Below are 20,769 nucleotides of genomic sequence, written 5' to 3'. Positions count from 1 at the left end.
CGCGCTTGCCCGGTACGGGAGTTCCGGCCGGGTGCGTGTCGGGCGGCGTCAGGGTTCGATGAGGCCGGCGCGGATGGCGTAGCGCGTGAGTTCCAGGCGGTCGCGCAGGCCGAGCTTGTGCAGCAGGTTCGCCCGGTGCCGGTGGACGGTCTTGATGCTGATGAAGAGCATCTCGGCGATCTCCTTGGAGGAGTGCCCCTCGGCGACGAGCTTGAGGACCTCCTCCTCCCGGGGTGTCACGACCTGGTCGGGTGGTTCCTCGCCGTGGCGGACCCGGTCGAGGTAGTTGCGGACCAGCGCGGTGACCGCCCCCGGGTAGAGGAAGGGCTCGTCGCGCATGGCGGCCCGGCAGGCGGCGACCAGGTCGCGGTCGGCGACCGACTTCAGGACGTATCCGCTGGCGCCCGCCTTCAGGGCCTGGAAGAAGTACTGCTCGTTGTCGTGCATGGTCAGCATCAGCACCCGCAGGTCCGGCTTCAGCGCGATCAGTTCCCGGGCGGCCTGCAGACCCGTCATCCGGGGCATGGCGATGTCCAGCACCGCCAGATCGACCTCGTGGGTACGGGCCTCGGTGATGGCCTCCGCGCCGTCCCCGGCCTCGGCGACGACCCGGAGGTCCGGTTCGCCGTCGAGGATGAGCCGCACACCACGTCGCACCAGCGCGTGGTCGTCGGCGAGGAGGATACGGATCACGGTCGGCTCGGTGGGGGTCATGGCTGCTTCCTGGGGACGGGTACGGTCAGCCGGACGTGCGTACCGGCCCTCGGACGGGAGGTGACGTCGAGCCTGGCCCCGATGAGCAGGGCCCGCTCGCGCATCCCGCGGATCCCCGCGCCCTCCCGGGCCACCCCTGTCCCCCGGCCGTCGTCCTCGACGGCCAGCACGACCGCGCCGTCGGCCGGGCCCAGACTCACCTCGACGCGCCCGGCCTCGGCGTGGCGGGCCGCGTTGGTCAGGGCCTCCTGAGCGACCCGGTACAGCACCAGTTCGGTCTCCTGGTCGAGTGCGGGCAGACCGGCGTCGAAGCGACGGACGACGCGCAGCCCGGTGTGGGTGGCGAACTCGGTGGTCAGCGAGGTGAGGGCACTGACCAGACCGAGATCGTCCAGGACGCCCGGTCGCAGCCGGCGCACCAGGCGGCGGACCTCGTCCAGGCTCTCACGGGTGATCTCCTGTGCCTGGTGCAGCTCGCCGCGCAGCGGCTCCTCCGCGTCGTCCGCCGCGCGCTTGAGCCCCAGCAGGACCGCGGTCATGCTCTGGCCCACCTCGTCGTGCAGTTCCTGGGCGATACGGCGCCGCTCGTCCTCCTGCGCGAGCAGCGCGCGGGCGCTGCTCGACGCCCGCTCGTGTTCGAGCCTGTCCAGCATGGCGTTGAAGGTGCTGATCAGCTCGGCGGTCTCGCCCCTGCCGTGCTCCGGCAGCCGTTGCCCGGGCCGCAGCAGGTCGACCGTCGTCATGAGTCTCGTCAGCCGCTCCAGGGGAGCGAGACCGATCCGTAGCAGGGCGGCGTTGGCGATCAGCATGACGACCAGGCCGGCCACGAGGATGATCGCCTCGGTCAGCACCACCGGAACCGACACGGTCACGGGAGCCCAGAGCAGCAGCGCGGTCGCGGTCCCCAGCACCACGGCGTTGAGGGCGAAGATCCGCCAGAACAGGGACACGGCGACGAAGCCCTCCTTCCTGCCCGTGACACGGCCTGTGTCTCCTCCACGGCCGCCGCGCGACCCGGTCCAGGTGCCGCGTCCCGCCGCCGCGGGCCGGGCTCGTGCCAGCCTGCCCGCACCCGGGGGGCCGCGTCGATGGGCTCCGATGCCCATTTCCGCTCCCGGTCGGCCCACTTCACCGTAGACCCCCCGCGGCGGCGAATGGGTATTGCGCCCGATGGGTTTCGCGCGGCGCATCGGCCACGGTGGGGTCATGCCCCCATCCACCGTGCGGAAGACAGGAACCGCGATGTCACTCGATACGCCCCGGACCGACATACGGACCGCGTCCCGGCCCGGAGGGCTGCCCGCACACGAGGCCCGGCAGCGCCTCGCGCACGAACGCGACACCCGCCTGACGCAGCTGCGGGCCCTCGCCGAGGCCGGACACACGGCGGAGGAACAGCTGATGTCGGCGCAGCGGGACACCATCCAGCGGGTCCTCAAGGAGATCGACGCGGCCCTCTCCCGTGTCCAGGACGGCACCTATGGCACGTGCCAGGGCTGTTCCAAGCCCATCCCGGTCGAGCGGCTGGAGATCCTGCCCTACACGGGGTGGTGCGTTCCCTGCCAGCGCGACGCGGTCTGACGACCGCCGGCCGGACCTTCTCGTCTCCCTGACCGCCCGAGGGGTGAAGTGGTGAACCAGCAGACCATCGGCATACCCGCACGCGGCACGGCCCTGTCGGCCGAGGACCTCGCCGCGCTGCGCGACGGCCTGAACGAGCAGCGCGCGTTCCGCCGCGAACAGATCCAGCAGCTCACGGCCCCCGCCGTGCCCCGTACCGAGGCACTGCTCGACCGCCGGGCCGCGTCGCAGACCGAGGTCCGCGTCCAGCTCGCCGCGTCCGCCCGGATGGTCCTCGCCGACGTGGAGGCGGCCCTGGAGCGCATGGACCAGGGCCGCTACGGCACCTGCCATCTGTGCCGCGGCCCCATCGACCGTGAGCGTCTGACGGTCGTGCCGCAGGCCCGCTACTGCGGTCGCTGCCAGCACCTCAGGGAGGCCGGCCGGTGACCGCGGCCCGCCCCCGCTCCGGCGGCCTCCGGCACCGGCCATGGCCCTGGTGCCGGCAGTGCCGCGGCATCGCCCTGGATCTGGGCAGCGCCCGTACGCGTGCCTGGAGTTCGGGCGGCGGACCCCTCTTCGACGTGCCCACGACGGCCTTCGGCGACGGCATCGTGCACCCCGTCAGGGGCGGCACCATCGTCGACACCGCCGCGACCGCCCGGATGCTCGACCGTCTGCTCGGCCATCGGCTGCCCGGCACGGCCCACCCCCTGCTCATCCTGACCACACCCGCGCTGGGGGGTGTCGCCTTCCGCGCCGAGGCCCGGGCCGCGGCCGAGATCCTGCGGCCGCACACCGTCCTCACCGTTCCCGCCGCACGCGCCGTGGCCGTCGCCGCGGCCGCCGACCTGACCCGGCCCCTGCTCGTGGCCGACATAGGGGCCCATGTCACCGACGTCGTCCTTCTCGACGACGGCGCCGTGACCGACGCCCGCCGCACCGTCCTGGGCACCGGCGACGCGGGCCGGCGCACCCCGGCGGCCCGGATCACCGACGCGATCGCCGCCATGACGGCGGCGATGCTGGATCAGGACCACACGTCCCGGACCCACGACGCGCTGCGACGGGGCGTCCTGCTGGCCGGCGGCGGAGCCCTGCGCCCGCACGTCGGCCCCGGACTCGCCGAACGGCTGCGTGTTCCGGTGCGGACCGTCGTCGGTCCGCACACCGCGGCCGTCCGCGGCGCCGCCGCCCTCCTGCGCTCCGCCCACGACCACCCCAGCACCCGGGCCGAGGTGCCTGGGTAGGGTGGCTCGCCATGACGGCTCCTCACCCCTACCTGCGCTACGTGGCGATCGGCGACAGCATGACGGAGGGCCTCGGCGACCCCGATCCGGCCGGCGGGCACCGCGGCTGGGCCGACCGGCTGGCCGAGGCCCTGGCGGAGCGGCGGCCGGGCCTGTCCTACGCCAACCTCGCCGTGCGCGGCAGGACGGCGGCCCAGATCCGGGCCGAACAGCTGGAGCCGGCACTGGAGTTGAAACCCGACCTCGTGACCGTGATGGCCGGTATGAACGACCTGGTGCGGTCCGGCTTCGACGCCGCGTCGGTCGTCGCCGACATCGAGGAGATGTTCGTCCGCCTCACGGCGTCGGGCGCCCAGGTGGCCACCGTGAACTTCCCGGACCTGGGGAAGGTCTCGCCGCTCGCCCGCCGGGTGCTGCCCCGCATCCTCGACCTCAACGCCCGCCTGCGCGCCACCGCGGAGCGTCACGGCGTCCTCGTCCTGGACGTCTTCGCCCACCCGGTCACCACCGATCCGCGCCTGTGGGCCGACGACCGGCTGCACGCGAGCCCGCTGGGCCACGCGCGGATCGCCTCCGGCATGGCCCACACCCTCGGTCTGCCCGGTCACGACGGATGGGCCGAGCCGCTGCCTGCCCGGCCGCCGGTCCCCGCGCTGCGGGCCGTCGGTGTCGAGGTGCGCTGGGCCGTGGACTTCCTCGGGCCGTGGCTGTGGCGGCGGCTGCGCGGGCGTTCGTCGGGCGACGGGCGCTCGGCGAAGCGGCCGCAGCCGGGGCCGGTGACACTCCCGGACACGGCCTGAGATCCACCGCCCCGTCGCGCCCCGCCCCGCGCGTCGCGCCGGCGTCCCCACCGGGCGCGACGTGCGCCCAGCACGGCACCGCACCTCACCGTGCCGTGCCGTGCCGTCCGCTCGCACGTACGCGGCCCGGTCCGCTCGCACGTCCTCAGCCCGGTGCGGTCGCCGCGGACTCCGCGTGCCGGAAACCCGGCAGGATCAGGCACAGGACGGCCGCTACGGCGGTCGTGGCGGCGAAGGCGCCCACCGCCCAGGCCCCGGAGGCGTGTTGGACGATCAGGCCGGCGCTCAGCGGCGCCAGGGCCGCCAGGGCGGTCGCCGCCGTCACCACGGTGCTGATGACCCGGCCGCGCATGTGCTCCGGCGCGCTGCGCAGCACCACGGCGACCAGCGCGCCGTTCGCGGCCGGCGCGAGCAGCAGCGCCAGTGCGACCGGCGCCGCCACCAGCGGTGACGGCAGGAGCAGGGCCGCGGTGCCGAACAGCCCGGCCCCGGCCAGGGTGATGGTGGTGGCCAGCGTCGCCAGCCGCACGCGTCCTTGCAGCCGGGGAGCGACGACGGCGCCGAGGAGTCCGCCGGCCGCGATGGCGGCCTGCACCAGACCGATCACCGCGGTGGAGACACCGCCTTGTCGCAGTGTGAGGGTGAGAGCGAAGATCACGCCGCTGAAGGCCAAGTTCACCAAGGGGGTCTGGATCAGCGCCGCCCGCAGAACGGGCACCTGCCAGACGAGTCGCAGACCGTCCAGCACCTCACGCCACAACGTCGTCCGCCCGGCCGCGTTCTCCGGCCGGAACCGCCCGCGGATCCGGCTCACCATGCCGCACGAGACCGCGAAGGAGAGGGCGTCGGCCAGGAACGGGACGGCCCGGCCCACCCCGAACAGCAGGCCGCCGAGCGCCGGGCCCGCGAGGCCGGCCCCGTAGGTCCGGCCCTCGGTGGCGGCCCAGGCCTGTTCGAGCTGCCGGTCCGGCACGACGGCCGGCAGCGCGGCGGCGGCCGAGGGGTTGAAGAGGGCACCGGCGGCCCCCTCGATCAGGCTCACGGCGAGGATCACCGGCCAGGACGCGAGATCCAGCACGACCAGGACGCCGAGCAGAGCGAGCAGGACGGCGCGTGCGGCGTCGCAGACGATCATCGTCAGCCGCCGGTCGAAACGGTCCGCCAGCGCTCCCGCGGGGAGTTGCAGGCACAGCAGGGCGACGGCCCGTACCGTGCCGACCAGCCCGGCGAGCACCGCCGAGTGGGTCAGGGCCAGGATGAGCAGCGGATAGCCGATCGCGCTGATCTGCGAGCCCGTGTCGGACAGCAGCTGACCGATCCACAGCAGCCGGAAGCCCTGGTTTCGCCGGAGCGGAACCTGGCCGTCGTGGCCGCTCGCACGGGCCGATCGCCGGTGCGATGTAAATTTTCGCCAACTCGGAAGATTACCCACCAGTCAATCTTGAACCCTCAAACAGCGCGGATATCATCACTCGCACACACGGTGTGATCATTCGCTCGCCGACTTGCCGGTGCACGATGCGCTCCCCCGTTCCCGCCCCGGGCCCGAAGACCTCCCCCTCCGGGCCCGAGGCAGCATCATCCCCCGAGTCCTCCACGCCGGCGGCCCAGGCGCCCGTCCGTCGTGCCCTCACGAAGGCAGCGCATCGATGAGCAACAACAGGGGCAGAGGGCTGCAGGCCAATGTCCTCGGCACGTTCGACACGGTGGTCATGGCGGTGGCGGGCAGCGCGCCCGCCTATTCGATCGCCGCGACCACCGCCGTCCTCGTCGGCGCGGTGGGCCTCGCGAGCCCGGCGGCACTGCTGTACTGCGCGATACCCATGCTGGGCATCGCCCTGGCCTTCAGCTACCTCAGCCGCATCGACGTCAACGCGGGCGCCAGCTACTCGTGGGTGGGCCGCACGCTCCACCCCTTCCTGGGGTTCCTCAGCGGCTGGGCCCTGGTGATCTCCGCGACCATCTTCATGGTGGCGGGCTCACTGCCCGCCGGCGCGATGACGCTGTCCCTGTTCGACGAGGACCTGGCCGACAACACCGCGCTGGCCACGACGGTCGGCGCCTTCTGGTTCGTGGTCATGCTGGTGGTCGTCCTCGGTGGCGCCCGCCTCACCGTCCGCGCCCAGCTCATCATGTCGGGCGTGGAACTGGTCATCCTGGCCCTGTTCGCCGTGCTGGCGCTGCTGCACGGCGACAGCGCCCGCTCCTTCGAATGGTCCTGGCTGGGCTTCAGCCACTTCGACGGAGTGAGCGGCTTCGCCTCGGGTGCGCTGATCGCCGCCTTCTACTACTGGGGCTGGGACGTCACGAGCAACCTCAGCGAGGAGACCCGCGACAGCCGGCGCACCACCGGTCTCGCCGGTCTGATCGGCGTCGGCATCGTCTTCCTTCTCTTCGAGGTCTTCACCATCGCGGTCAACGTCATCCTGACCGACACCCAGATCCAGCAGAACGACGCCAACGTCCTGGCGGTGCTCGGCGAGGAGGTGTGGCCCGGGCTGGGCGGCAAGCTGCTCATCGTGGCCGTGATGCTGTCGACCATCGCGACCCTGGAGACCACCCTCATCCAGGTCACCCGCTCGCTGTTCGCGATGGGCCGCGACCGCACGATGCCCGAGGCGCTCGGCCGCGTCCACCGCACCTGGAACACCCCCTACGTGGCCATCGTCGTGGTGGGCGGTGTGGCGCTGGTGATGTTCGTGGCCTCCAACGCCCTCGGGTCGGTCGGTGACATCCTCGCGGACGCCATCTCCGCGATCGGCCTGCAGATCGCCGTCTACTACGGACTGGCCGGGCTCGCGGTGGTCGTCGCCTACCGCAGGATGCTGCTGAAGTCCGTGTCGAACTTCGTCTTCGGCGGGCTGTGGCCGCTGCTCGGCGCCCTGTTCATGTTCTGGGTGCTCGTCGAGTCGCTCGGCGAGCTGAGCAGCGCGTCCGTGGCGATCGGGCTCGGCGGCCTGGCGGTCGGTGTGATCCCGATGCTCTGGTACTGGCGCAAGGGCAGTGAGTACTACCGGCCCGCCCCGCTCGACGCCGCCGAGGCCGTCGAGACGGATGCCGCGTCGGGTGACGCCGCGGCCGCCGCGGCGGCGGCCCAACGCTCCCATGCCCATGAGGGTCTCCCGACCGACTTCTGAGAGGGACCCGATGGCGCGAGAACGCTTCACCCCCGACTTCGACTCCGACTGCGGTGACGCGCCGTTGACCGCGGCCCGGCAGGACATCGTCATCGGCCGCTGGCAGGGCCCTCGCGAGCTGCTGCGCATGACCGGCCCGGCGTGGGTGGCCCGGGGCCACCGGATCCGGATGCTCGCTCAGGCGTGCGCGGGCAGTTCGACCGTGGAGTCCTGGCTGGCCGCCGAGCCCCGCAGCGCCGACGCCCTGGTGCTGCGGGCCGCCACCGAGACGGCGCGGGCCTTCAACCTGGCCATCACCGCCGGCCGGGGCGTCCCCATCGACCCGCGGCGCATCGACAGCGCGGCGGTGGCCTGCTTCGAGGCGGCCGAGGCCTACCCCGACGACCCGACGCCCTGGATCTCCCTGATCTCGGTGGCCCGGCTCTACGGCGGAGGGGTGCGCCGCCAGGAACTGGCGCGCTGGTGGGACGAGTTGTACGACCGCGACCCGTTCAGCGTGGAGGGCCACCTCCAGGTGCTGCACTACTACTCCTCGCGCTGGCACGGCTCGCACGGCCTGATGTACGACTTCGCCCGGGACGCGGCCGGTGTGGCCCCACCGGGCTCGCCGCTGCCGGTGCTGGTGCAGTACGCCCGGGTCGAGGAGTACCGCGCGCTGCGGGAGGAGAACGCGCGTCAGACCGGTATCGGCATCGGGCAGCACTGGAGCCACGACGGCGCCGCCAGCGACGTACGGCGCACCTGGCAGCGCTGGATCACCGGGCGGCCGGACGGCCCCCCTCCCCCGGGCGAAGTCCGCGACCTCAACTACCTGACCCACGCGGCCTGTTCGGCCGGGCTGACGGACATCGCCGGTTCGCTGTTCAACATCGTCGGGCAGCGCGCCACGCGTACGCCGTGGTCGTACACCGGCGATCCCTCGCGCCAGATCACCAAGTGGCGCAAGGAGTTTTTGCGGCGCGGCTGAGGCACCGCCGCATGCCGCGTCCGGTGGCCGGGGCCCGTCACGGCCCCGGTCCCGGGTCCGGACGCACCGCCTCGGTGATGCCGGCCCGGGCCGCTTCGAGCTGAGCGGCGAAGGCGATGCCCAGGAACAGGGCCACACCGGTCAGGTTGGCCCACAGCAGCAGGGCGACGAACGCCGTCAGCGGTCCGTACACGGTGCCGAACGATCCGCTCTCGGCGACGTAGAGGGCGAGGAGCCAGGTGGCCGTGACCCACAGGACCAGGTGGACCGCCGAGCCGAACGCGAGCCAGGTGTAGCCCGGTTGGTCCCGGCGCGGTGCCCAGCGGAAGATCACCGCCGAGGCGACCCAGGCCAGCACCACGCCCAGCGGCACTTCGAGGGGACGCAGCCAGTCCAGCCGGTTCTCGGGCCAGCCGAGCGCCTGCACCACCGCGTTCCCGACGGCGTCGCCCGCGACCAGCACGAGGAACCCCAGCACCATCGGCATGCCCGCGGCGAGGGCCAGGAGCAGGGACCGGCCGTACTTGCCCAGGAACGGCCGGTCGCGTTCGATGCCGTAGATGCGGTTGGCGCCGCGTTCGACCTGCCCCATCGCCGAGGCGAGGTTGAGGACGGCGAAGGCCAGTCCCACCCACATGGCGACGGCGCTCCAGATTCCGGAACCGGCACTGCGCGCGGTGCCGTCGAGCGCGTCCTCGACCAGGCGCGCGCTCGCGCCCGGCACGATCTGGCCCAGGGTGAGTTCGATGATCCGTCCCACGCTCTCCGTGTGCACGGTGGTGGCCACGCCGACCAGCGCGATGGTGAACGGCACCAGTCCGAGGACCACTTGGAACGCGAGTGAACGGGAGTTGGTGAAGCCGTCGGCGTAACGGAACCGGGCGAACGCGTCCAGGAGCAGCCGGCGGCCTCCGTAGTGCCGCAGCGCGGTGAGCGCCTCGTCGCCGGACAGCTCCTCCCCGATCATGTCCCGCGTCTGCGGGACGTGCACCACGGTCCCCATCGAGTACGTCTCCTCCTGTCGTTCCCGCGGCCGGGCGAGAACGTGATCTCGCGGCCCGGAGAACCGTACCGCCGACCGCCGCGGCGGTCGGCGTCAGGTGGATTCGGGGTGGCTGCCCGGCCCGTCGGTGCGATGGGAGAGGGGGGTCGGCGAGAGGGCCGTGTCCTCCTCGCCGGGTTCCAGGAGGGTGTTCGCGGCGCCGACGACGAGCGGGTCGGGGGTGCCGACCGCCTCGGGGTCCTTGTTGCCGTAGTCGATGCGCGACAGCAGGCTGCGCATGGTCTCCAGCCGGGCACGACGCTTGTCGTTGCTCTTGACGACGGTCCAGGGGGCCCGTTCGGTGTCGGTGGCCCGGAACATGTCGACCTTGGCCTCCGTGTAGTCGTCCCACCGGTCCAGTGAGGCCAGGTCCGTGGGCGACAGCTTCCACTGGCGCACCGGGTCGACCTGGCGGATGGCGAAACGGGTGCGCTGTTCGGCGCGGGAGACGGAGAACCAGAACTTGAACAGCAGGAAGCCGTCGTCGACGAGCATCCGCTCGAAGGCCGGGCACTGTTCGAGGAACAGCTCGTACTGGTCCTTCGAGCAGTAGCCCATCACGCGCTCCACGCCGGCCCGGTTGTACCAGGAGCGGTCGAAGAAGACGATCTCCCCGGCCGTCGGCAGGTGCGCGATGTACCGCTGGAAGTACCACTGCCCGGTCTCCCGTTCGGTGGGCTTGTCCAGGGCCACCACCCTGGCGCCGCGCGGGTTGAGCCGCTCGGTGAGACGTTGGATCGTGCCGCCCTTGCCGGCCGCGTCGCGCCCTTCGCACACCACGATCACCCGGGCGCCGGCGTCCTTGACCCAGCGCTGGAGCTTGAGCAGCTCGATCTGCAGGACCCGCTTGCGCCGCTCGTACTCCTGGCGGCCGACCTTGCGGCCGTACGGGTGGTTCTCGCGCCACGTCTTCAGCGGCCGGCCGGCCCCGTCCAGCAGGACCGGCCGCTCCTCCCGGCTGGTGTCCACCGTCAGCCCGTCCAGCAGCCTGTCGGCATGGTCAGCGTTCATCGCACCACTCCCGCGTGAGCCCGAGTACTCCGTGACACCGGTCGGCATGGCACCGCCGAGATCAGAACGGCATGCGGCCGCGCGTACGACGACCCGCCGAGCCACTGCGGCCGACGGCGCGGGAACTCGTCTGGAAGGGCTTGCTGAACAGCCTGCCCAGGACGCCGGGCGCCTTGCCGCCGACCCGGGACCCGGCACCGAGCGAACGCTGTGTGCCGCGCTCGGGGTGCCGAGAGAGGCGAGGGACGAAGAAGGCCAGAACGGCCAGGACGACACATACTCCGACAACTGCCGCAATGATCACGAATATTCTCCCTTGACTGGTCGGGAGCATACGAGTTCCCCGTCAGGTTCTTCCTATGTGACCGGGGGCGGGGAACTTCCGGGCCGGCTCAGGTCACGCGGGCACCGGGCCCGACGGCTCGGCGGAAGGCGTTTGGACGAGGTCCGGCAGCAGACCCCGCAGCGCCTCACGCTGGGCCGGCCCCATGAACTGACCGAGCGCGCCGGTGACGGTCTCGGCGAGTGGGCCGGAGCCCTCCTTCAGCAGGCGCCGCGCCTTGTCGGTGAGAGCGACCTGGATGCCGCGCTTGTCGCCGCACACCGATTCGCGGGTGACGAGGTCGGCATGGCCGAGGCAGGCGATCTGATAGGTGAGCCGGGTCTTGGGCCGGCCCAGCAGTTCCGCGATCCGGGTCATCCGCAGCCCCTCCTCGGGCTGCGCGGCCAGCAGGCAGAGGATCAGGAACTCGTCGTGCGAGACCCCGAGCCGCTCTTTCACGACCGTGCGCAGCCGCTGCTCCACGGCACCCGTCGCGGCCAGCAGAAGCATCCAGGCGTGCAGCTCGGCGGGCAGCAGCCCCTCGCCCCGCGCGGACGGACATTCGGGCAGGCGGGAGGGGTCCTTGTCGAGGTCGGCCATGGACCCAGTGTAACTGTTGTCCATTTTTGGAGAACATGGGTTGTCCAGGTTTGGATAACCGGCTAGCTTCAGTCATACAAATTTGGACGACCTCACCGAGTGGAGAAGAACCATGACCGTTGCCGTGGAGACCGGACTGTGGCAGCTCGACACCACCGCCTCGACCGTCGCCGTGCAGCACAGGACCATGTGGGGTCTCGTCACCGTGAAGGGCGTCTTCGGCACCGTCCGCGGGCAGGGCGAGGTCCGGCCCGACGGCTCCGCCGTCGGTGCCGTGTCCTTCGACTCCGCCTCCCTGGACACCAAGAACGCCAAGCGCGACGAGCACCTGCGGTCCGCCGACTTCTTCGACGTCGCACGCCACCCCGAGATCACCTTCGCGGTCCGCAGCGCCGAACTCCGGGACGGTGACACGGTGCACGTCGTCGGTCAGCTCACCGTGCGCGGCATCAGCAGGTCACGCTCCCTGACCGCGCGCCTGACGGAGGCGACCGCCGAAGGGCTCACGCTGGAGACCGAATTCACCGTGGACCGCGAGCAGTTCGGCATCACCTGGAACCAACTGGGCATGATGCGCGGCCAGGCGACGATCACGGCGACACTCCGCTTCGCCCGAGCCGGCGCCTGACGGCGAGCCCGCCCTCGGCAGCGGCGCCCGACGTCGGCGGAGCGCCGGGGGCTGCGGTCGCGTGTCATGATCAGCCCATGTCCGAGTACTCCTGGCCGTCCGAGAACGGTCGGCGCCCGCCGACCGATGGCGCAGCGGCCTGGAACGCGACGGTCCGTTCCCTGCCCGTCGGGACGCCGGTCACGGGTGCGGTCATCGGCAGACAGCCCTTCGGTGCCTTCCTCTCCGTCGACGGCCACCCCGAAGCCATGGGTCTGGCCCGCATCGACAGGATGCCCCGGTGTCTGGAACTGCCGCCCGTCGGTCGACTCGTCACCGGCGAGGTGGTCTGGCATGCCGAGCACCATCACCAGGTGGGCATCGAACTCCGTGAGTGGGCCGAGCACGAGGACCCGCTTCCCGGGTTCGCCGGGCGCGTCGGCCAGGTCGTCGCGGGAACGGTCACGAAGATCGCGTCGATCGGCTGCTTCGTGCGCATCGCCGACTGTGTGGAGGGGCTCGTACCGGTCGGCGGGGGGGTCGCGGACATGGCCGATGCCGTCCGCGAGGGCCAGGACGTGTCGGTGCGGATCGTCGCCGTCGAAGTCGACGCGGGGCGCGTACACCTGTCGCTCGAAGACATCTGCCCAGCGGGTTCGTAGGTCGCGCACGGATCGGTCGGCGCGCCACGAGAGCCCGCCGGGGCTCCCACGGGTACGAACGTGGCCCGGCGTCCGGACGACCCGGCCCACACTCGGGTCCGGCGCGTCAGCCGCTCGCCGCGGCCGTCACCGTGGCGGGGTCGACCCCGGTCAGTTCCACGATGCGGTGCGGTGGCACACCGGCGGCCAGGGCGCGTGCGATCAGACCGTCCCGGCCGTCCGCGCTGTCGCGGTAGGCGAGCAGTTCCTCCTCGACCCGGGCGAGCGGTTCGGGTGTCATCAGGTGGCGTACCCGGCTCAGTTCCTCGTCGCTCAACGGGACGGGCAGCCGCTGCGCCCCCTCGGGAATGGCGGCCGTCTCCTCCGGTGGCAGCAGGCGCAGGTGCGGGGAGTTCGGCGCGCTCTCCTGAGCGTCCAGCCAGGCGCGTACCGCCGGAGTCTCCATGCACGCGAGACCGTCGACGGCGGCGGGGGCCACACCGAGCGGCGCGGACACGTCGTCGAGCAGGAACAGGTAGGCGTCGTCGGTCATGCTCGGCTCTCTCTCCACGGGTTCGGCTCCCTCCACGGAGCCGGATCGGCATCCCTCTACCCCGGCTCGGGGCGGTGTCACAGGAAACGGCGGATGGGTTGCACCGCCATTTCCCGGGTTCTCTGCAGTACGGAACGTCTCTTCCAGCGGCCGGCCCGGATCGGTTCGCTCACCTTGATGTCCGCCTCGAAGTGGGCGTCGAGAGTGGTGGTGAACTCCTCGTCGAGGACGGCGAGCATGATCTCCTCGTCGTGGTCGAGGGAACGGCGGTTGAAGTTGGTCGAGCCGATCAGCGCGGCGACGCCGTCGACGGTGATGACCTTGGCGTGCATCATCGTCGGCTGGTACTGGTAGATCCTCACTCCGCAGGCGATGAGCTGCTCGTAGTGGTGCTGGCCCGCCAACTGGCAGACGCGCTTGTCGGTGTGGGGGCCCGGCAGCAGAATCTCCACCAGCACCCCGCGCCGGGCGGCGGCGCACAGCAGCTCGACGAAGTACGCGTCCGGCGAGAAGTAGGCGGTGGCCAGGCGGAAGCGCTCCTCGGCGGATTCCAGCATGACGCGGATCAGAGTCTGCATGTCCTGCCAGCCGATGCTGGCCGAGCCGCGCACCACCTGCACGATCGCGTTGCCCTGCGGGCGGTGTTCGACGAACCGGTCGCGTTCGTCGAAGAGTTCGTCGTGGCACTCGGCCCAGTTCTGCGCGAACGCCGCGGCCACGCCGTCCACCGCGGGCCCGCGGACCTCGACATGCGTGTCACGCCACTCGTTCTCGTCGCGCGCGTCGCCACACCATTCCTGGGCGATGCCCACCCCGCCGGTGAACGCGATCTCCTCGTCGACGACGAGGACCTTGCGGTGACAGCGGTGGTTCTGCTTGAGCGGGGAGAGATACAACGGCTTGCGGAACCAGGCCACCTGCACGCCGGCCCGCTCCATCGTCTCCAGTTGCTCGGTCTCGATGAGCCGGCTGCCGAACCCGTCGAGCAGCAGTCGCACCCGCACACCGGCGCGGGCACGTTCCGCGAGGGCGTGGGCGAACTCGCGGGCGATGTCTCCCCGCCAGTACACGAACGTCATCATGTCGACGGTGTGGTCGGCCCGGCGGATCGCGGCCAGCATCGCGGTGAAGATCTCGTCGCCGTTGCGCAACGGGACGAGCGCGTTGCCCTCGGTCGCGGCGACCCCTATCAGGCGTTCCAGACGTCGGCGTATCCGCGTGACCCGGTACTCGACGGACGGTGCGTCCGGCTGCCCGGGGACACGGGGAATCAGCTCGGACGGTTCATGCGTACTGGTCATGACATCCCTTAACCCGAAACGTGCGGCGGAAACGTGGGCGGTGGGCCCACGCGTGGGGCCCGGCCGTCACGACGGCCGGGCCCCACGCGTGGGTGTGGTGCGGTTCAGATCACCATCGGTACCAACGGCCGCGGCCACCACCCGCGTTGGTGGAGCGCATGACGAAGCCCAGCAGCCACAGCACCAGCACGGCGAGGGCGACCCACCACAGGATCTTCAGCGCGAAGCCCGCGCCGAAAAGGATCACCGCGAGAAGCAGAACCAGAAGCAGGGGAACCATAATTATCAACCTCCTGCGGCTCCGTTTGCCCTGCCTATGCGCCTCCATTCCTCGCAATCTCCTTGTTTGTGAAGGCCTGCCCAGGGCACTAGCAGCACTACCGCGACAGCGGCACCCAACGTCACGAGGAGGCATGTTCCATGAGTGCCGGCGAAAAGGCCAAGGCGAAGACCGAGCAGGCCGAGGGCAAGGCCAAGGAGGCCCTGGGGCGCGCGCTCGGCAACGACCGCATGGCTGCCGAGGGCCAGGCGCAGCAGAGCAAGGGTGACGCGCGCGAGGCCAAGGAGAAGACCAAGGACGCGTTCAAGCACTGACGCCTCGCACACGGTTCGAGGGCCGCCCCGGAAGTCTTCCGGGGCGGCCCTCGAACCGTGTGCGGGACACCGTGTGTGGTGCGGAACGCCGTGTGTGGTGCGGAACGCCGTGTGTGGTGCGGGACGCGTGTGCGGTGCGGAACGCCGTGTGCGGTGCGGCACACCGCCGCGGTCAGGGCTGAGTGGCGGAGTGGCTGTCGGGGTGGAGCGGAAAGATCTGGTCGAGGCCGACGATGCGCAGCACACGCAGTGTGTGCGGCGGGACGGCGGCGAGCGCGATGTCCGCCCGGGCGGCGAGGGCGAGGCTGCGGGCCGCGAGCAGCGCGGTGATACCGCTGGAGTCGCAGAACTCCATGCCGGCCAGGTCCAGGACGAGACGCCGGCCCGGTCGCAGAGTGAGTGTGCTCAACAGCACGCGCAGTTCGGATGCGCTGGTGTGGTCGAGGTCGCCGCCGATCTCCACGACGGGACCGGTGGCTGCGTTTCGCGTAGTGATCTTCAGCGGGCTCATCGTGGCTTCGTCGGGTGTGGGTCGAGGGCGGGAACGCCGAGGGCGAGCAGGGCGGTGTCGTCGTCGAGGCCGTCACCGAAACCGTGAAGCAGGTCCGTCAGGGCCCCGATGACGGCTCGCGCGGGCAGACCGGCATGGTCGGCAGCGAACGTCAGGAGCGCCTCGTCGCCGAACAGGGTGGTGCGGTCCGCGCCGGTGCGGGCCTCGGTGATGCCGTCGGTGTAGAGCAGCAGGGTGTCGCCCGGGGCGAGGACCGTGGTGGCGCCGGCGAAGGGCGCGGAGGGCACGACTCCGACAAGGAGCCCGCCCGGGGTGGGCAGGAACTCCGCCGTGCCGTCCGCGCGCAGGACGAGGGCCGGGGGGTGACCGCCCGAGGCGAGTCGGACGGCGACCTTGCCCGCCGCGGGATCCGGTTCGAGTGTCCCGAAGACAACCGTGCAGTAGCGCGGGTCGCCGCCCTCGGCGTACCGCTCGTGGAGCACCCGGTTCAGGGTCGACAGGGCGGAGACGGGACCGGGGTCGTGCAGGGCTGCCGCGCGCAGGGTGTAGCGGGTGAGCGAGGTGATCGCGGCGGCCTGGGGGCCCTTGCCGCAGACGTCGCCGAGGAAGAATCCGAAGCGTTCGCCGTCGACGGGGAACACATCGTAGAAGTCGCCGCCGAGCCGGTCGGGTGAGGCGGTGTGGTAGTAGGCGGCCGTCTCCATCCCGGGCACGGCCGGCAGGGCGGCGGGCAGCAGCGACTGCTGCAGCACGGCGAGGGCGTCCTGGAGACGGGCGCGGTCGGCCTCCGCCTGTTTGCGTGCCTCTTCGGCGGCCTTCCGGCCGCGCAGGAGTTCCTCCTCGTAGGCCCGGCGGTCCCGGGCATCGAAGACGGTGGTGCGGATGAGCACCGGCTGGCCGCTGCCGCCGCGCTTGACCGCGGAGGAGACCAGGACGGGCATGCGTCCGCCGTCGCCCTGCCGGATCTCCAGGGCTATGCCGCCGATCTCGCCCTGCAGGCGCAGCAACGGCGCGAAGTGCGTCTCGTGGTACAGCTTGCCGCCCATGGTCAGCAGGTCGGTGAACCGCAGCCGGCCCACCACCGCCTCCCGCTCCAGGCCGAGCCAGCCCAGCAGTGTGGCGTTGATCTTCGCGATGGTGCCGTCCATCAGCGTGGACAGGTAACCGCACGGCGCGCTCTCGTACAGTTCCTCGGCGCTGTCCTCCAGCAGCGCGGCGAACGCCCCGTTCGTGGATTCCTCGTCGCCCCTGCCGCGCGGGTCGGGCTGCTGCCCGATTGGGCACATCAACGCAGGCCCGCCAGGAAGTCGGTGATCGCCTCGTTGGTGGCCTCCGGTGCGGAGAGGTGGGGGCAGTGTCCGGTCGCGTCCAGGGTGACCAGCGTCGAGCCGGGGATGACCTGGTGGACGAAGGCCCCGACCTCGCGCGGCGCGATGACGTCCTGCGTGCATTCCAGCACCAGCGTCGGCACCCGGACGGACTTCACGTCGTCCCTCGAATCCGACAGGAACGTGGTCCGCGCGAAGACGCGCGCCATGTCCGGGTCGGTGGCGCAGAAGCTGTTCGTCAGCTCCTCACCCAGCTCGGGCCGCTGCGCGTTGCCCATGATCACCGGCGCCATCGCCGCCGACCAGCCCAGGTAGTTCGACTCCAGCGACGCCAGCAGTTCGTCGATGTCCTCGGCGCTGAACCCGCCCCGGTAGCCGTCGTCGTCGATGTACCGCGGTGACGGAGCGACCATCACGAGCGCCCCGATGCTTTCCGGAGCCATGCCGGCGGCCAGTACCCCGATCATCGCGCTGACGGAATGGCCCACGAACACCGCGTCGCGCACGTCGAACGCCTCACACACCTCCACCACGTCCCGGGCGTATCCGTCGAGCGAGGCGTAGCGGCTCTCCGAGAAGGCGGACGGATCCGCACGGCCCGACCCCACGTAGTCGAACAGCACCACCCGGTACGTGTCCACCAGCGCCGGCACCGTAAGCCGCCACATGTTCTGGTCACAGCCGAAGCCGTGAGCCAGCACCACCGTGCGCCCTTGTGGGTTGCCGATGACGCTGACGTTGTTCCTGCGGCCGATGTCCATCGGGCCAGTCTTACAGGTCCCGAGGAGTGCCCCGTGAGTGCCCGATGGAGAGAAGTGCCTCATGAACAGGTCTGCAGCGGGTAGACGAACAACGCGATACCGGCAACCAGTGATGAACGACAAGGAACGACCCACGGGAAGAGTTCTATGGTCACCCCGCTTGAAGATCGGGCAACGGACGAAGAGGGATCCACCGTGCCCCTGCGCTACAGCGCCGCCTGGGACACGGCGGACACCTCGATCGCCGACGCCCGCACGGCCGTGCGCACGCTGCTGGCGCGCGCCGGTCACGACCCCGGCCACCGCCCGAGCCAGGACGCGCAGCTCGTCGTCAGCGAGCTGGTCACCAACGCCCTGCGCCACGCCCCCGGCCCTGGCGGGCTGGCGCTGGAGGTGGCGCCCGACGCCGCCCTGCTGCGCATCGCCGTGCGCGACAGCTCCCCTCGCCCGCCGGAACTGCGCGCACACGACGCCCGCCGCGTCGGCGGCCACGGGCTGTACCTGGTCGCCCGGCTGTGCGACCACCTGCAGACCGTCGCCCTGAAGACCGGCAAACAGGTCGTCGCGCACCTTCGTCTGCGCACGCCTTCCCCTTAGCCGGCGCCCGGTGCCGGGGTCCCGTGACCCCGGTGGCGTCGGCCGCGCGCCGAGACCGGGGTGCAGCGGCAGTCGCGGCACGACCGTGACAGCCCTGATGAGGAGCCGGCGCCTCGCCCGTACGCACCGCCCGTGACCCGAGACGGTACGCGCCGCTCGCGGCTCGCCCGTCCGCGCGCCGCCCGTGACGATCCGTGCAGACCTGTGGACGCCTGGTTCTCCGGCGTCCTGTGCCCCCATGCGCCTGCTCAGCACCTGGGCCGCGCGGACGCCGCCCCCTGCTCTGCCACCCCCTGGCCCGCCCGGCCGCCTCCAGACGCCTCACCGGCATCTGGAGGCGGCCGAAACGCCGTTGTGGGGCCCGTGGGCCCCGGCCGGTCGGTGGCTCAGCGGCGCGGTTCCCGTGGGGTGGGGGCCGACCGGTCGGGGTTGCCGTGCCAGTCCAGTATCAGTACGGTGGCATCGTCCTTGAGGTTGCCGTGGCAGGCGTCGAGCACTGCGCTCGTCAGGCTCCGGACGGCCTCTCGCGGATGCAGCGCGCGGGTGTCGTGCACGATCGACACCAGATCGGCGGCCGCGGCGCCACGGTCCTGCATTCCGTCGGTGAGCAGGATCAGGCGGTCGCCGGGGCGCAGTTGCAGTTCCTGGACGTGGTACGGGGTGGGTGCCGCCACGCCGAAGGGCAGGTTGACGGCGAGCCGGACCTCCTCGACGACGCCGTCACGCAGTCGCAGTGGCCAGGGGTGGCCGGCGTTGACCAGTTCACACAGGCCTGACTCCAGTTCCACGCAGAGGAGTTGTCCGGTGGCCAGGCCCCGACTGTGGCGCAGCAGGGCCTGGTGGGCGTAGTTCGCCTGCTTGAGAGCGTCACAGCCGCTGCGGCGTGCGCGTCTGAGCGCGCCGACCAACAGCGTGGCCAGCAGGGCGGAGTTCGTGTCGTGGCCCATGGCGTCGGTGATGGACAGATGCAGGGTGTCACGGTCGAGGGTGTAGTCGTAGGTGTCCCCGCCGATGTCGTCGGCCGGGATCAGTCCGGCCGCGAGGGTGAACTGCCGCGCCTCGCAGCAGGAGGCCGAGGGAAGCAGCTGGTGCTGGATCTCGGCGGCCAGGCTGGTCTCGGTGGTGCGCCTGCCCAGGTGGTAGAGGTCGGTGAAGCGGCCGTCCGTGACGATGATGTAGGCGAGCGCGTGCGCCGCGTCGCGCACCTGCTGGAGTACGTCGTCGTCGGCGGACTGCAGGGTCACCTCCAGGACGCCGATGCAGTCGCCGCGGTTGCTGACCGGCGTGATGACACGCCGTCCGCCCTGACCGTCCGCTTCCACGTGCTGCCGCTGACTGCGCAGGACGCTGTCGTAGACGCTGCCCTGCAGGGCGAGGGGCACGGTGACGTCCACCGTGTCCTCGCCTGCCGCGGCAAGCCGTACCAGCCGTTGACCGATGAGGTCGACGAACAGGAAGGACACCCGCTCCGCACCGAACCGCTTCTGCAGATCGTGTGCCACCACATCGACAGACTCACCGGGCGGGGCCGCCTCCGCGGCGGCCAACAACTCACCCAGCTCTAGATCTCCACCCTTCACGACAACCTCCCGTCGGCTGTCGCAACTTCTTCCCCGAGTCTCCGCAGAATCACATGATGCGTCCATTTTGGCCGGTCAGGGCGGTGGACCGGGCACGACCGGGCGGAGGCCGGGTCAGGGCGGAACGTCAGCCGTGGGCCAAGGCTCCTTCGAGGAGGGGAAGGAGGCGATCCCAGTGGTGCTGGAGCGCGACGGGGTCGAAGGCGTCGGTGTCGGCCATGGTGAAGCCGTGGACCGTGCCGGGGTAGATCTCGGAGGTGTGATCGACACCCGCGGCATCCAGTGCCCGGTCAAGTTCACCGAGCGCCTCGGGCGTCATGTCGGTTGCCGCGTGGCCGAGATGGACCTGCGCGGTGAGTGGGGAGAGGAGTCGGTGCAGGCCGTCGGGTCCGTCGGCGACCACGGGGCAGTGGAATCCGGCGACAGCGGCCACCTGGCCGGGATGGGCCGAGGCGATGCGCAGCGCCAGGAGGCCACCTATGCAGTAACCGGTCACCGCGACGGGGCCTGCGCCGACCTCGGGTCGAGTGGTGAGAAACCTGAGGTAGGAATCGGCGTCGCTGAGGACACGTTCGGTGGTGTGTGCCTCGATCAGGGGCACACGGGCCATGAGCGCGGGCCGTTCGTCTGCTCCGATGTGTTCGGGAAGCTCGATCACCGGTGCCGGGCCGTGCCGGTGGAAGAGGTTGGGCACGAGTACGTAGTACCCGTGCCCGGCCAGCTCGCGGGCCATCTCCCGCAGTACGGGCCGGATGCCGAAGCCGTCCGGGTACATCAGCACCCCCGGGGACCGCCCGCCGTGGTCGGGGAAGGCGGCGAACGCGTCGGCGTGGCCGTCCGCGGTGGGGATCAGCAATGTCCTGACGGGCAAGGGTTTCCTTCCTGGAGTTCAC

At 71.4% G+C, this 20,769-nt stretch carries 25 protein-coding genes; 10 read left to right on the top strand and 15 right to left on the bottom strand.

The genetic code is table 11. The features are described from left to right. Nucleotides 1-48: 48 nt before the first annotated feature. A complete protein-coding gene (locus tag H4687_RS42500) occupies nt 49-714 on the bottom strand; it encodes a response regulator (protein ID WP_046915322.1) in 666 nt (221 codons plus the stop codon). Next, nucleotides 711-1,664 carry a HAMP domain-containing sensor histidine kinase gene (locus H4687_RS42495; RefSeq protein WP_046915323.1) on the bottom strand — a complete coding sequence of 318 codons (954 nt, stop codon included), beginning with the start codon at nt 1,662-1,664 and terminating at the stop codon, nt 711-713. The genes H4687_RS42500 and H4687_RS42495 overlap by 4 nt, the downstream gene beginning before the upstream one ends. 292 nt (nt 1,665-1,956) lie before the next feature. On the opposite strand from H4687_RS42495, the gene H4687_RS42490 reads away from it, so the two are divergent. The 4 genes from H4687_RS42490 to H4687_RS42475 are packed head-to-tail and all read left to right on the top strand — an operon-like array spanning nt 1,957 to nt 4,324. After that, entirely contained in the window at nt 1,957-2,295 is a 339-nt protein-coding gene (locus tag H4687_RS42490; RefSeq protein ID WP_046915324.1) for a TraR/DksA family transcriptional regulator, read from the top strand. Nucleotides 2,296-2,343: 48 nt separating this feature from the next. Beyond that, nucleotides 2,344-2,724: a TraR/DksA family transcriptional regulator gene (locus H4687_RS42485; RefSeq protein WP_046915325.1), complete on the top strand. Its 381-nt coding sequence runs from the start codon at nt 2,344-2,346 to the stop codon at nt 2,722-2,724. Then, the gene (locus tag H4687_RS42480; RefSeq protein ID WP_046915326.1) at nt 2,721-3,524 is read left to right on the top strand and encodes a rod shape-determining protein; all 804 of its coding nucleotides are present in this window, start codon (nt 2,721-2,723) and stop codon (nt 3,522-3,524) included. The genes H4687_RS42485 and H4687_RS42480 overlap by 4 nt, the downstream gene beginning before the upstream one ends. A gap of 11 nt (nt 3,525-3,535) precedes the next feature. Next, a complete protein-coding gene (locus H4687_RS42475) occupies nt 3,536-4,324 on the top strand; it encodes an SGNH/GDSL hydrolase family protein (protein WP_046915327.1) in 789 nt (262 codons plus the stop codon). 145 nt (nt 4,325-4,469) lie between these two features. Here H4687_RS42475 and H4687_RS42470 read toward each other — a convergent pair whose 3' ends face one another. Then, entirely contained in the window at nt 4,470-5,756 is a 1,287-nt protein-coding gene (locus H4687_RS42470; protein WP_078907317.1) for an MFS transporter, read from the bottom strand. Nucleotides 5,757-5,973: 217 nt separating this feature from the next. On the opposite strand from H4687_RS42470, the gene H4687_RS42465 reads away from it, so the two are divergent. Together H4687_RS42465 and H4687_RS42460 are read left to right on the top strand one after the other, a co-directional pair. Further along, complete coding sequence (locus H4687_RS42465) at nt 5,974-7,461, top strand: APC family permease (RefSeq protein WP_046915328.1); 1,488 nt, start codon at nt 5,974-5,976, stop codon at nt 7,459-7,461. A 10-nt stretch (nt 7,462-7,471) separates the two neighbouring features. Then, entirely contained in the window at nt 7,472-8,428 is a 957-nt protein-coding gene (locus H4687_RS42460) for a hypothetical protein (protein ID WP_046915329.1), read from the top strand. A gap of 37 nt (nt 8,429-8,465) precedes the next feature. Here the strand turns inward: H4687_RS42460 and H4687_RS42455 are convergent, their stop codons facing one another. The 4 genes from H4687_RS42455 to H4687_RS42440 all read right to left on the bottom strand — a co-directional run bounded on the left by H4687_RS42455 (nt 8,466) and on the right by H4687_RS42440 (nt 11,403). Continuing rightward, nucleotides 8,466-9,431 (bottom strand): YihY/virulence factor BrkB family protein, encoded by a 966-nt coding sequence (locus H4687_RS42455; protein WP_046915330.1) that lies wholly within the window; start codon nt 9,429-9,431, stop codon nt 8,466-8,468. A 93-nt stretch (nt 9,432-9,524) separates the two neighbouring features. Continuing rightward, a complete protein-coding gene (gene ppk2, locus H4687_RS42450) occupies nt 9,525-10,481 on the bottom strand; it encodes a polyphosphate kinase 2 (RefSeq protein ID WP_046915331.1) in 957 nt (318 codons plus the stop codon). 61 nt (nt 10,482-10,542) lie between these two features. Continuing rightward, nucleotides 10,543-10,815 carry a DUF6411 family protein gene (locus H4687_RS42445; RefSeq protein ID WP_225966982.1) on the bottom strand — a complete coding sequence of 91 codons (273 nt, stop codon included), beginning with the start codon at nt 10,813-10,815 and terminating at the stop codon, nt 10,543-10,545. A 63-nt stretch (nt 10,816-10,878) separates the two neighbouring features. Beyond that, nucleotides 10,879-11,403 carry a MarR family winged helix-turn-helix transcriptional regulator gene (locus H4687_RS42440; RefSeq protein WP_046915332.1) on the bottom strand — a complete coding sequence of 175 codons (525 nt, stop codon included), beginning with the start codon at nt 11,401-11,403 and terminating at the stop codon, nt 10,879-10,881. Nucleotides 11,404-11,515: 112 nt separating this feature from the next. Between H4687_RS42440 and H4687_RS42435 the strand changes: the two genes are divergently transcribed. After that, the gene (locus tag H4687_RS42435) at nt 11,516-12,031 is read left to right on the top strand and encodes a YceI family protein (protein WP_046915333.1); all 516 of its coding nucleotides are present in this window, start codon (nt 11,516-11,518) and stop codon (nt 12,029-12,031) included. 77 nt (nt 12,032-12,108) lie between these two features. Continuing rightward, nucleotides 12,109-12,672 (top strand): S1 RNA-binding domain-containing protein, encoded by a 564-nt coding sequence (locus tag H4687_RS42430; protein WP_046915334.1) that lies wholly within the window; start codon nt 12,109-12,111, stop codon nt 12,670-12,672. Nucleotides 12,673-12,778: 106 nt separating this feature from the next. Here the strand turns inward: H4687_RS42430 and H4687_RS42425 are convergent, their stop codons facing one another. The 3 genes from H4687_RS42425 to H4687_RS42415 all read right to left on the bottom strand — a co-directional run bounded on the left by H4687_RS42425 (nt 12,779) and on the right by H4687_RS42415 (nt 14,785). Next, nucleotides 12,779-13,204 carry a DUF6003 family protein gene (locus tag H4687_RS42425; RefSeq protein WP_046915335.1) on the bottom strand — a complete coding sequence of 142 codons (426 nt, stop codon included), beginning with the start codon at nt 13,202-13,204 and terminating at the stop codon, nt 12,779-12,781. A gap of 77 nt (nt 13,205-13,281) precedes the next feature. Further along, entirely contained in the window at nt 13,282-14,505 is a 1,224-nt protein-coding gene (locus H4687_RS42420; RefSeq protein WP_046915336.1) for a phospholipase D-like domain-containing protein, read from the bottom strand. A 109-nt stretch (nt 14,506-14,614) separates the two neighbouring features. Further along, nucleotides 14,615-14,785 carry a hypothetical protein gene (locus H4687_RS42415; protein WP_012998553.1) on the bottom strand — a complete coding sequence of 57 codons (171 nt, stop codon included), beginning with the start codon at nt 14,783-14,785 and terminating at the stop codon, nt 14,615-14,617. A gap of 140 nt (nt 14,786-14,925) precedes the next feature. On the opposite strand from H4687_RS42415, the gene H4687_RS42410 reads away from it, so the two are divergent. After that, on the top strand, nt 14,926-15,099 hold the full coding sequence (locus tag H4687_RS42410) for a CsbD family protein (RefSeq protein WP_078580046.1): 174 nt from the start codon (nt 14,926-14,928) through the stop codon (nt 15,097-15,099). 172 nt (nt 15,100-15,271) lie between these two features. Here the strand turns inward: H4687_RS42410 and H4687_RS42405 are convergent, their stop codons facing one another. From H4687_RS42405 to H4687_RS42395, 3 genes are read right to left on the bottom strand one after another with little or no spacing between them, the layout of a single operon-like run. Then, entirely contained in the window at nt 15,272-15,610 is a 339-nt protein-coding gene (locus tag H4687_RS42405; protein WP_046915337.1) for an STAS domain-containing protein, read from the bottom strand. Then, a complete protein-coding gene (locus H4687_RS42400) occupies nt 15,607-16,896 on the bottom strand; it encodes a PP2C family protein-serine/threonine phosphatase (RefSeq protein WP_046915338.1) in 1,290 nt (429 codons plus the stop codon). The genes H4687_RS42405 and H4687_RS42400 overlap by 4 nt, the downstream gene beginning before the upstream one ends. After that, nucleotides 16,896-17,699, bottom strand: a complete 804-nt coding sequence (locus H4687_RS42395; RefSeq protein ID WP_046915339.1) for an alpha/beta fold hydrolase — start codon at nt 17,697-17,699, stop codon at nt 16,896-16,898. The genes H4687_RS42400 and H4687_RS42395 overlap by 1 nt, the downstream gene beginning before the upstream one ends. 147 nt (nt 17,700-17,846) lie before the next feature. Here H4687_RS42395 and H4687_RS42390 point away from each other — a divergent pair, with 147 nt between their 5' ends. Continuing rightward, nucleotides 17,847-18,296: an ATP-binding protein gene (locus tag H4687_RS42390; RefSeq protein ID WP_046915340.1), complete on the top strand. Its 450-nt coding sequence runs from the start codon at nt 17,847-17,849 to the stop codon at nt 18,294-18,296. Between the two features lie 386 nt (nt 18,297-18,682). On the opposite strand, the gene H4687_RS42385 is transcribed toward H4687_RS42390, so the two are convergent. Both H4687_RS42385 and H4687_RS42380 read right to left on the bottom strand, forming a co-directional pair. After that, complete coding sequence (locus H4687_RS42385) at nt 18,683-19,876, bottom strand: PP2C family protein-serine/threonine phosphatase (protein ID WP_046915341.1); 1,194 nt, start codon at nt 19,874-19,876, stop codon at nt 18,683-18,685. A 127-nt stretch (nt 19,877-20,003) separates the two neighbouring features. After that, a complete protein-coding gene (locus H4687_RS42380; RefSeq protein WP_046915342.1) occupies nt 20,004-20,747 on the bottom strand; it encodes a dienelactone hydrolase family protein in 744 nt (247 codons plus the stop codon). Nucleotides 20,748-20,769: the final 22 nt, after the last annotated feature.

Source organism: Streptomyces stelliscabiei, assembly GCF_014873495.1.
GTDB lineage: Bacteria > Actinomycetota > Actinomycetes > Streptomycetales > Streptomycetaceae > Streptomyces > Streptomyces bottropensis.
Note: the sequence above shows the minus strand (reverse complement) of the source record. Positions and strands in the feature narration are given on the sequence as shown.

What these genes read in the sequence shown, in the direction of transcription:
- H4687_RS42500 (WP_046915322.1), bottom strand. Translation starts at nt 714, where the DNA reads ATGACCCCCACCGAGCCGACCGTGATCCGTATCCTCCTCGCCGACGAC.
- H4687_RS42490 (WP_046915324.1), top strand. Translation starts at nt 1,957, where the DNA reads ATGTCACTCGATACGCCCCGGACCGACATACGGACCGCGTCCCGGCCC.
- H4687_RS42475 (WP_046915327.1), top strand. Translation starts at nt 3,536, where the DNA reads ATGACGGCTCCTCACCCCTACCTGCGCTACGTGGCGATCGGCGACAGC.
- H4687_RS42465 (WP_046915328.1), top strand. Translation starts at nt 5,974, where the DNA reads ATGAGCAACAACAGGGGCAGAGGGCTGCAGGCCAATGTCCTCGGCACG.
- H4687_RS42460 (WP_046915329.1), top strand. Translation starts at nt 7,472, where the DNA reads ATGGCGCGAGAACGCTTCACCCCCGACTTCGACTCCGACTGCGGTGAC.
- H4687_RS42455 (WP_046915330.1), bottom strand. Translation starts at nt 9,431, where the DNA reads ATGGGGACCGTGGTGCACGTCCCGCAGACGCGGGACATGATCGGGGAG.
- ppk2 (WP_046915331.1), bottom strand. Translation starts at nt 10,481, where the DNA reads ATGAACGCTGACCATGCCGACAGGCTGCTGGACGGGCTGACGGTGGAC.
- H4687_RS42445 (WP_225966982.1), bottom strand. Translation starts at nt 10,815, where the DNA reads ATGCTCCCGACCAGTCAAGGGAGAATATTCGTGATCATTGCGGCAGTT.
- H4687_RS42440 (WP_046915332.1), bottom strand. Translation starts at nt 11,403, where the DNA reads ATGGCCGACCTCGACAAGGACCCCTCCCGCCTGCCCGAATGTCCGTCC.
- H4687_RS42435 (WP_046915333.1), top strand. Translation starts at nt 11,516, where the DNA reads ATGACCGTTGCCGTGGAGACCGGACTGTGGCAGCTCGACACCACCGCC.
- H4687_RS42430 (WP_046915334.1), top strand. Translation starts at nt 12,109, where the DNA reads ATGTCCGAGTACTCCTGGCCGTCCGAGAACGGTCGGCGCCCGCCGACC.
- H4687_RS42425 (WP_046915335.1), bottom strand. Translation starts at nt 13,204, where the DNA reads ATGACCGACGACGCCTACCTGTTCCTGCTCGACGACGTGTCCGCGCCG.
- H4687_RS42420 (WP_046915336.1), bottom strand. Translation starts at nt 14,505, where the DNA reads ATGACCAGTACGCATGAACCGTCCGAGCTGATTCCCCGTGTCCCCGGG.
- H4687_RS42415 (WP_012998553.1), bottom strand. Translation starts at nt 14,785, where the DNA reads ATGGTTCCCCTGCTTCTGGTTCTGCTTCTCGCGGTGATCCTTTTCGGC.
- H4687_RS42410 (WP_078580046.1), top strand. Translation starts at nt 14,926, where the DNA reads ATGAGTGCCGGCGAAAAGGCCAAGGCGAAGACCGAGCAGGCCGAGGGC.
- H4687_RS42405 (WP_046915337.1), bottom strand. Translation starts at nt 15,610, where the DNA reads ATGAGCCCGCTGAAGATCACTACGCGAAACGCAGCCACCGGTCCCGTC.
- H4687_RS42400 (WP_046915338.1), bottom strand. Translation starts at nt 16,896, where the DNA reads ATGTGCCCAATCGGGCAGCAGCCCGACCCGCGCGGCAGGGGCGACGAG.
- H4687_RS42395 (WP_046915339.1), bottom strand. Translation starts at nt 17,699, where the DNA reads ATGGACATCGGCCGCAGGAACAACGTCAGCGTCATCGGCAACCCACAA.
- H4687_RS42390 (WP_046915340.1), top strand. Translation starts at nt 17,847, where the DNA reads ATGGTCACCCCGCTTGAAGATCGGGCAACGGACGAAGAGGGATCCACC.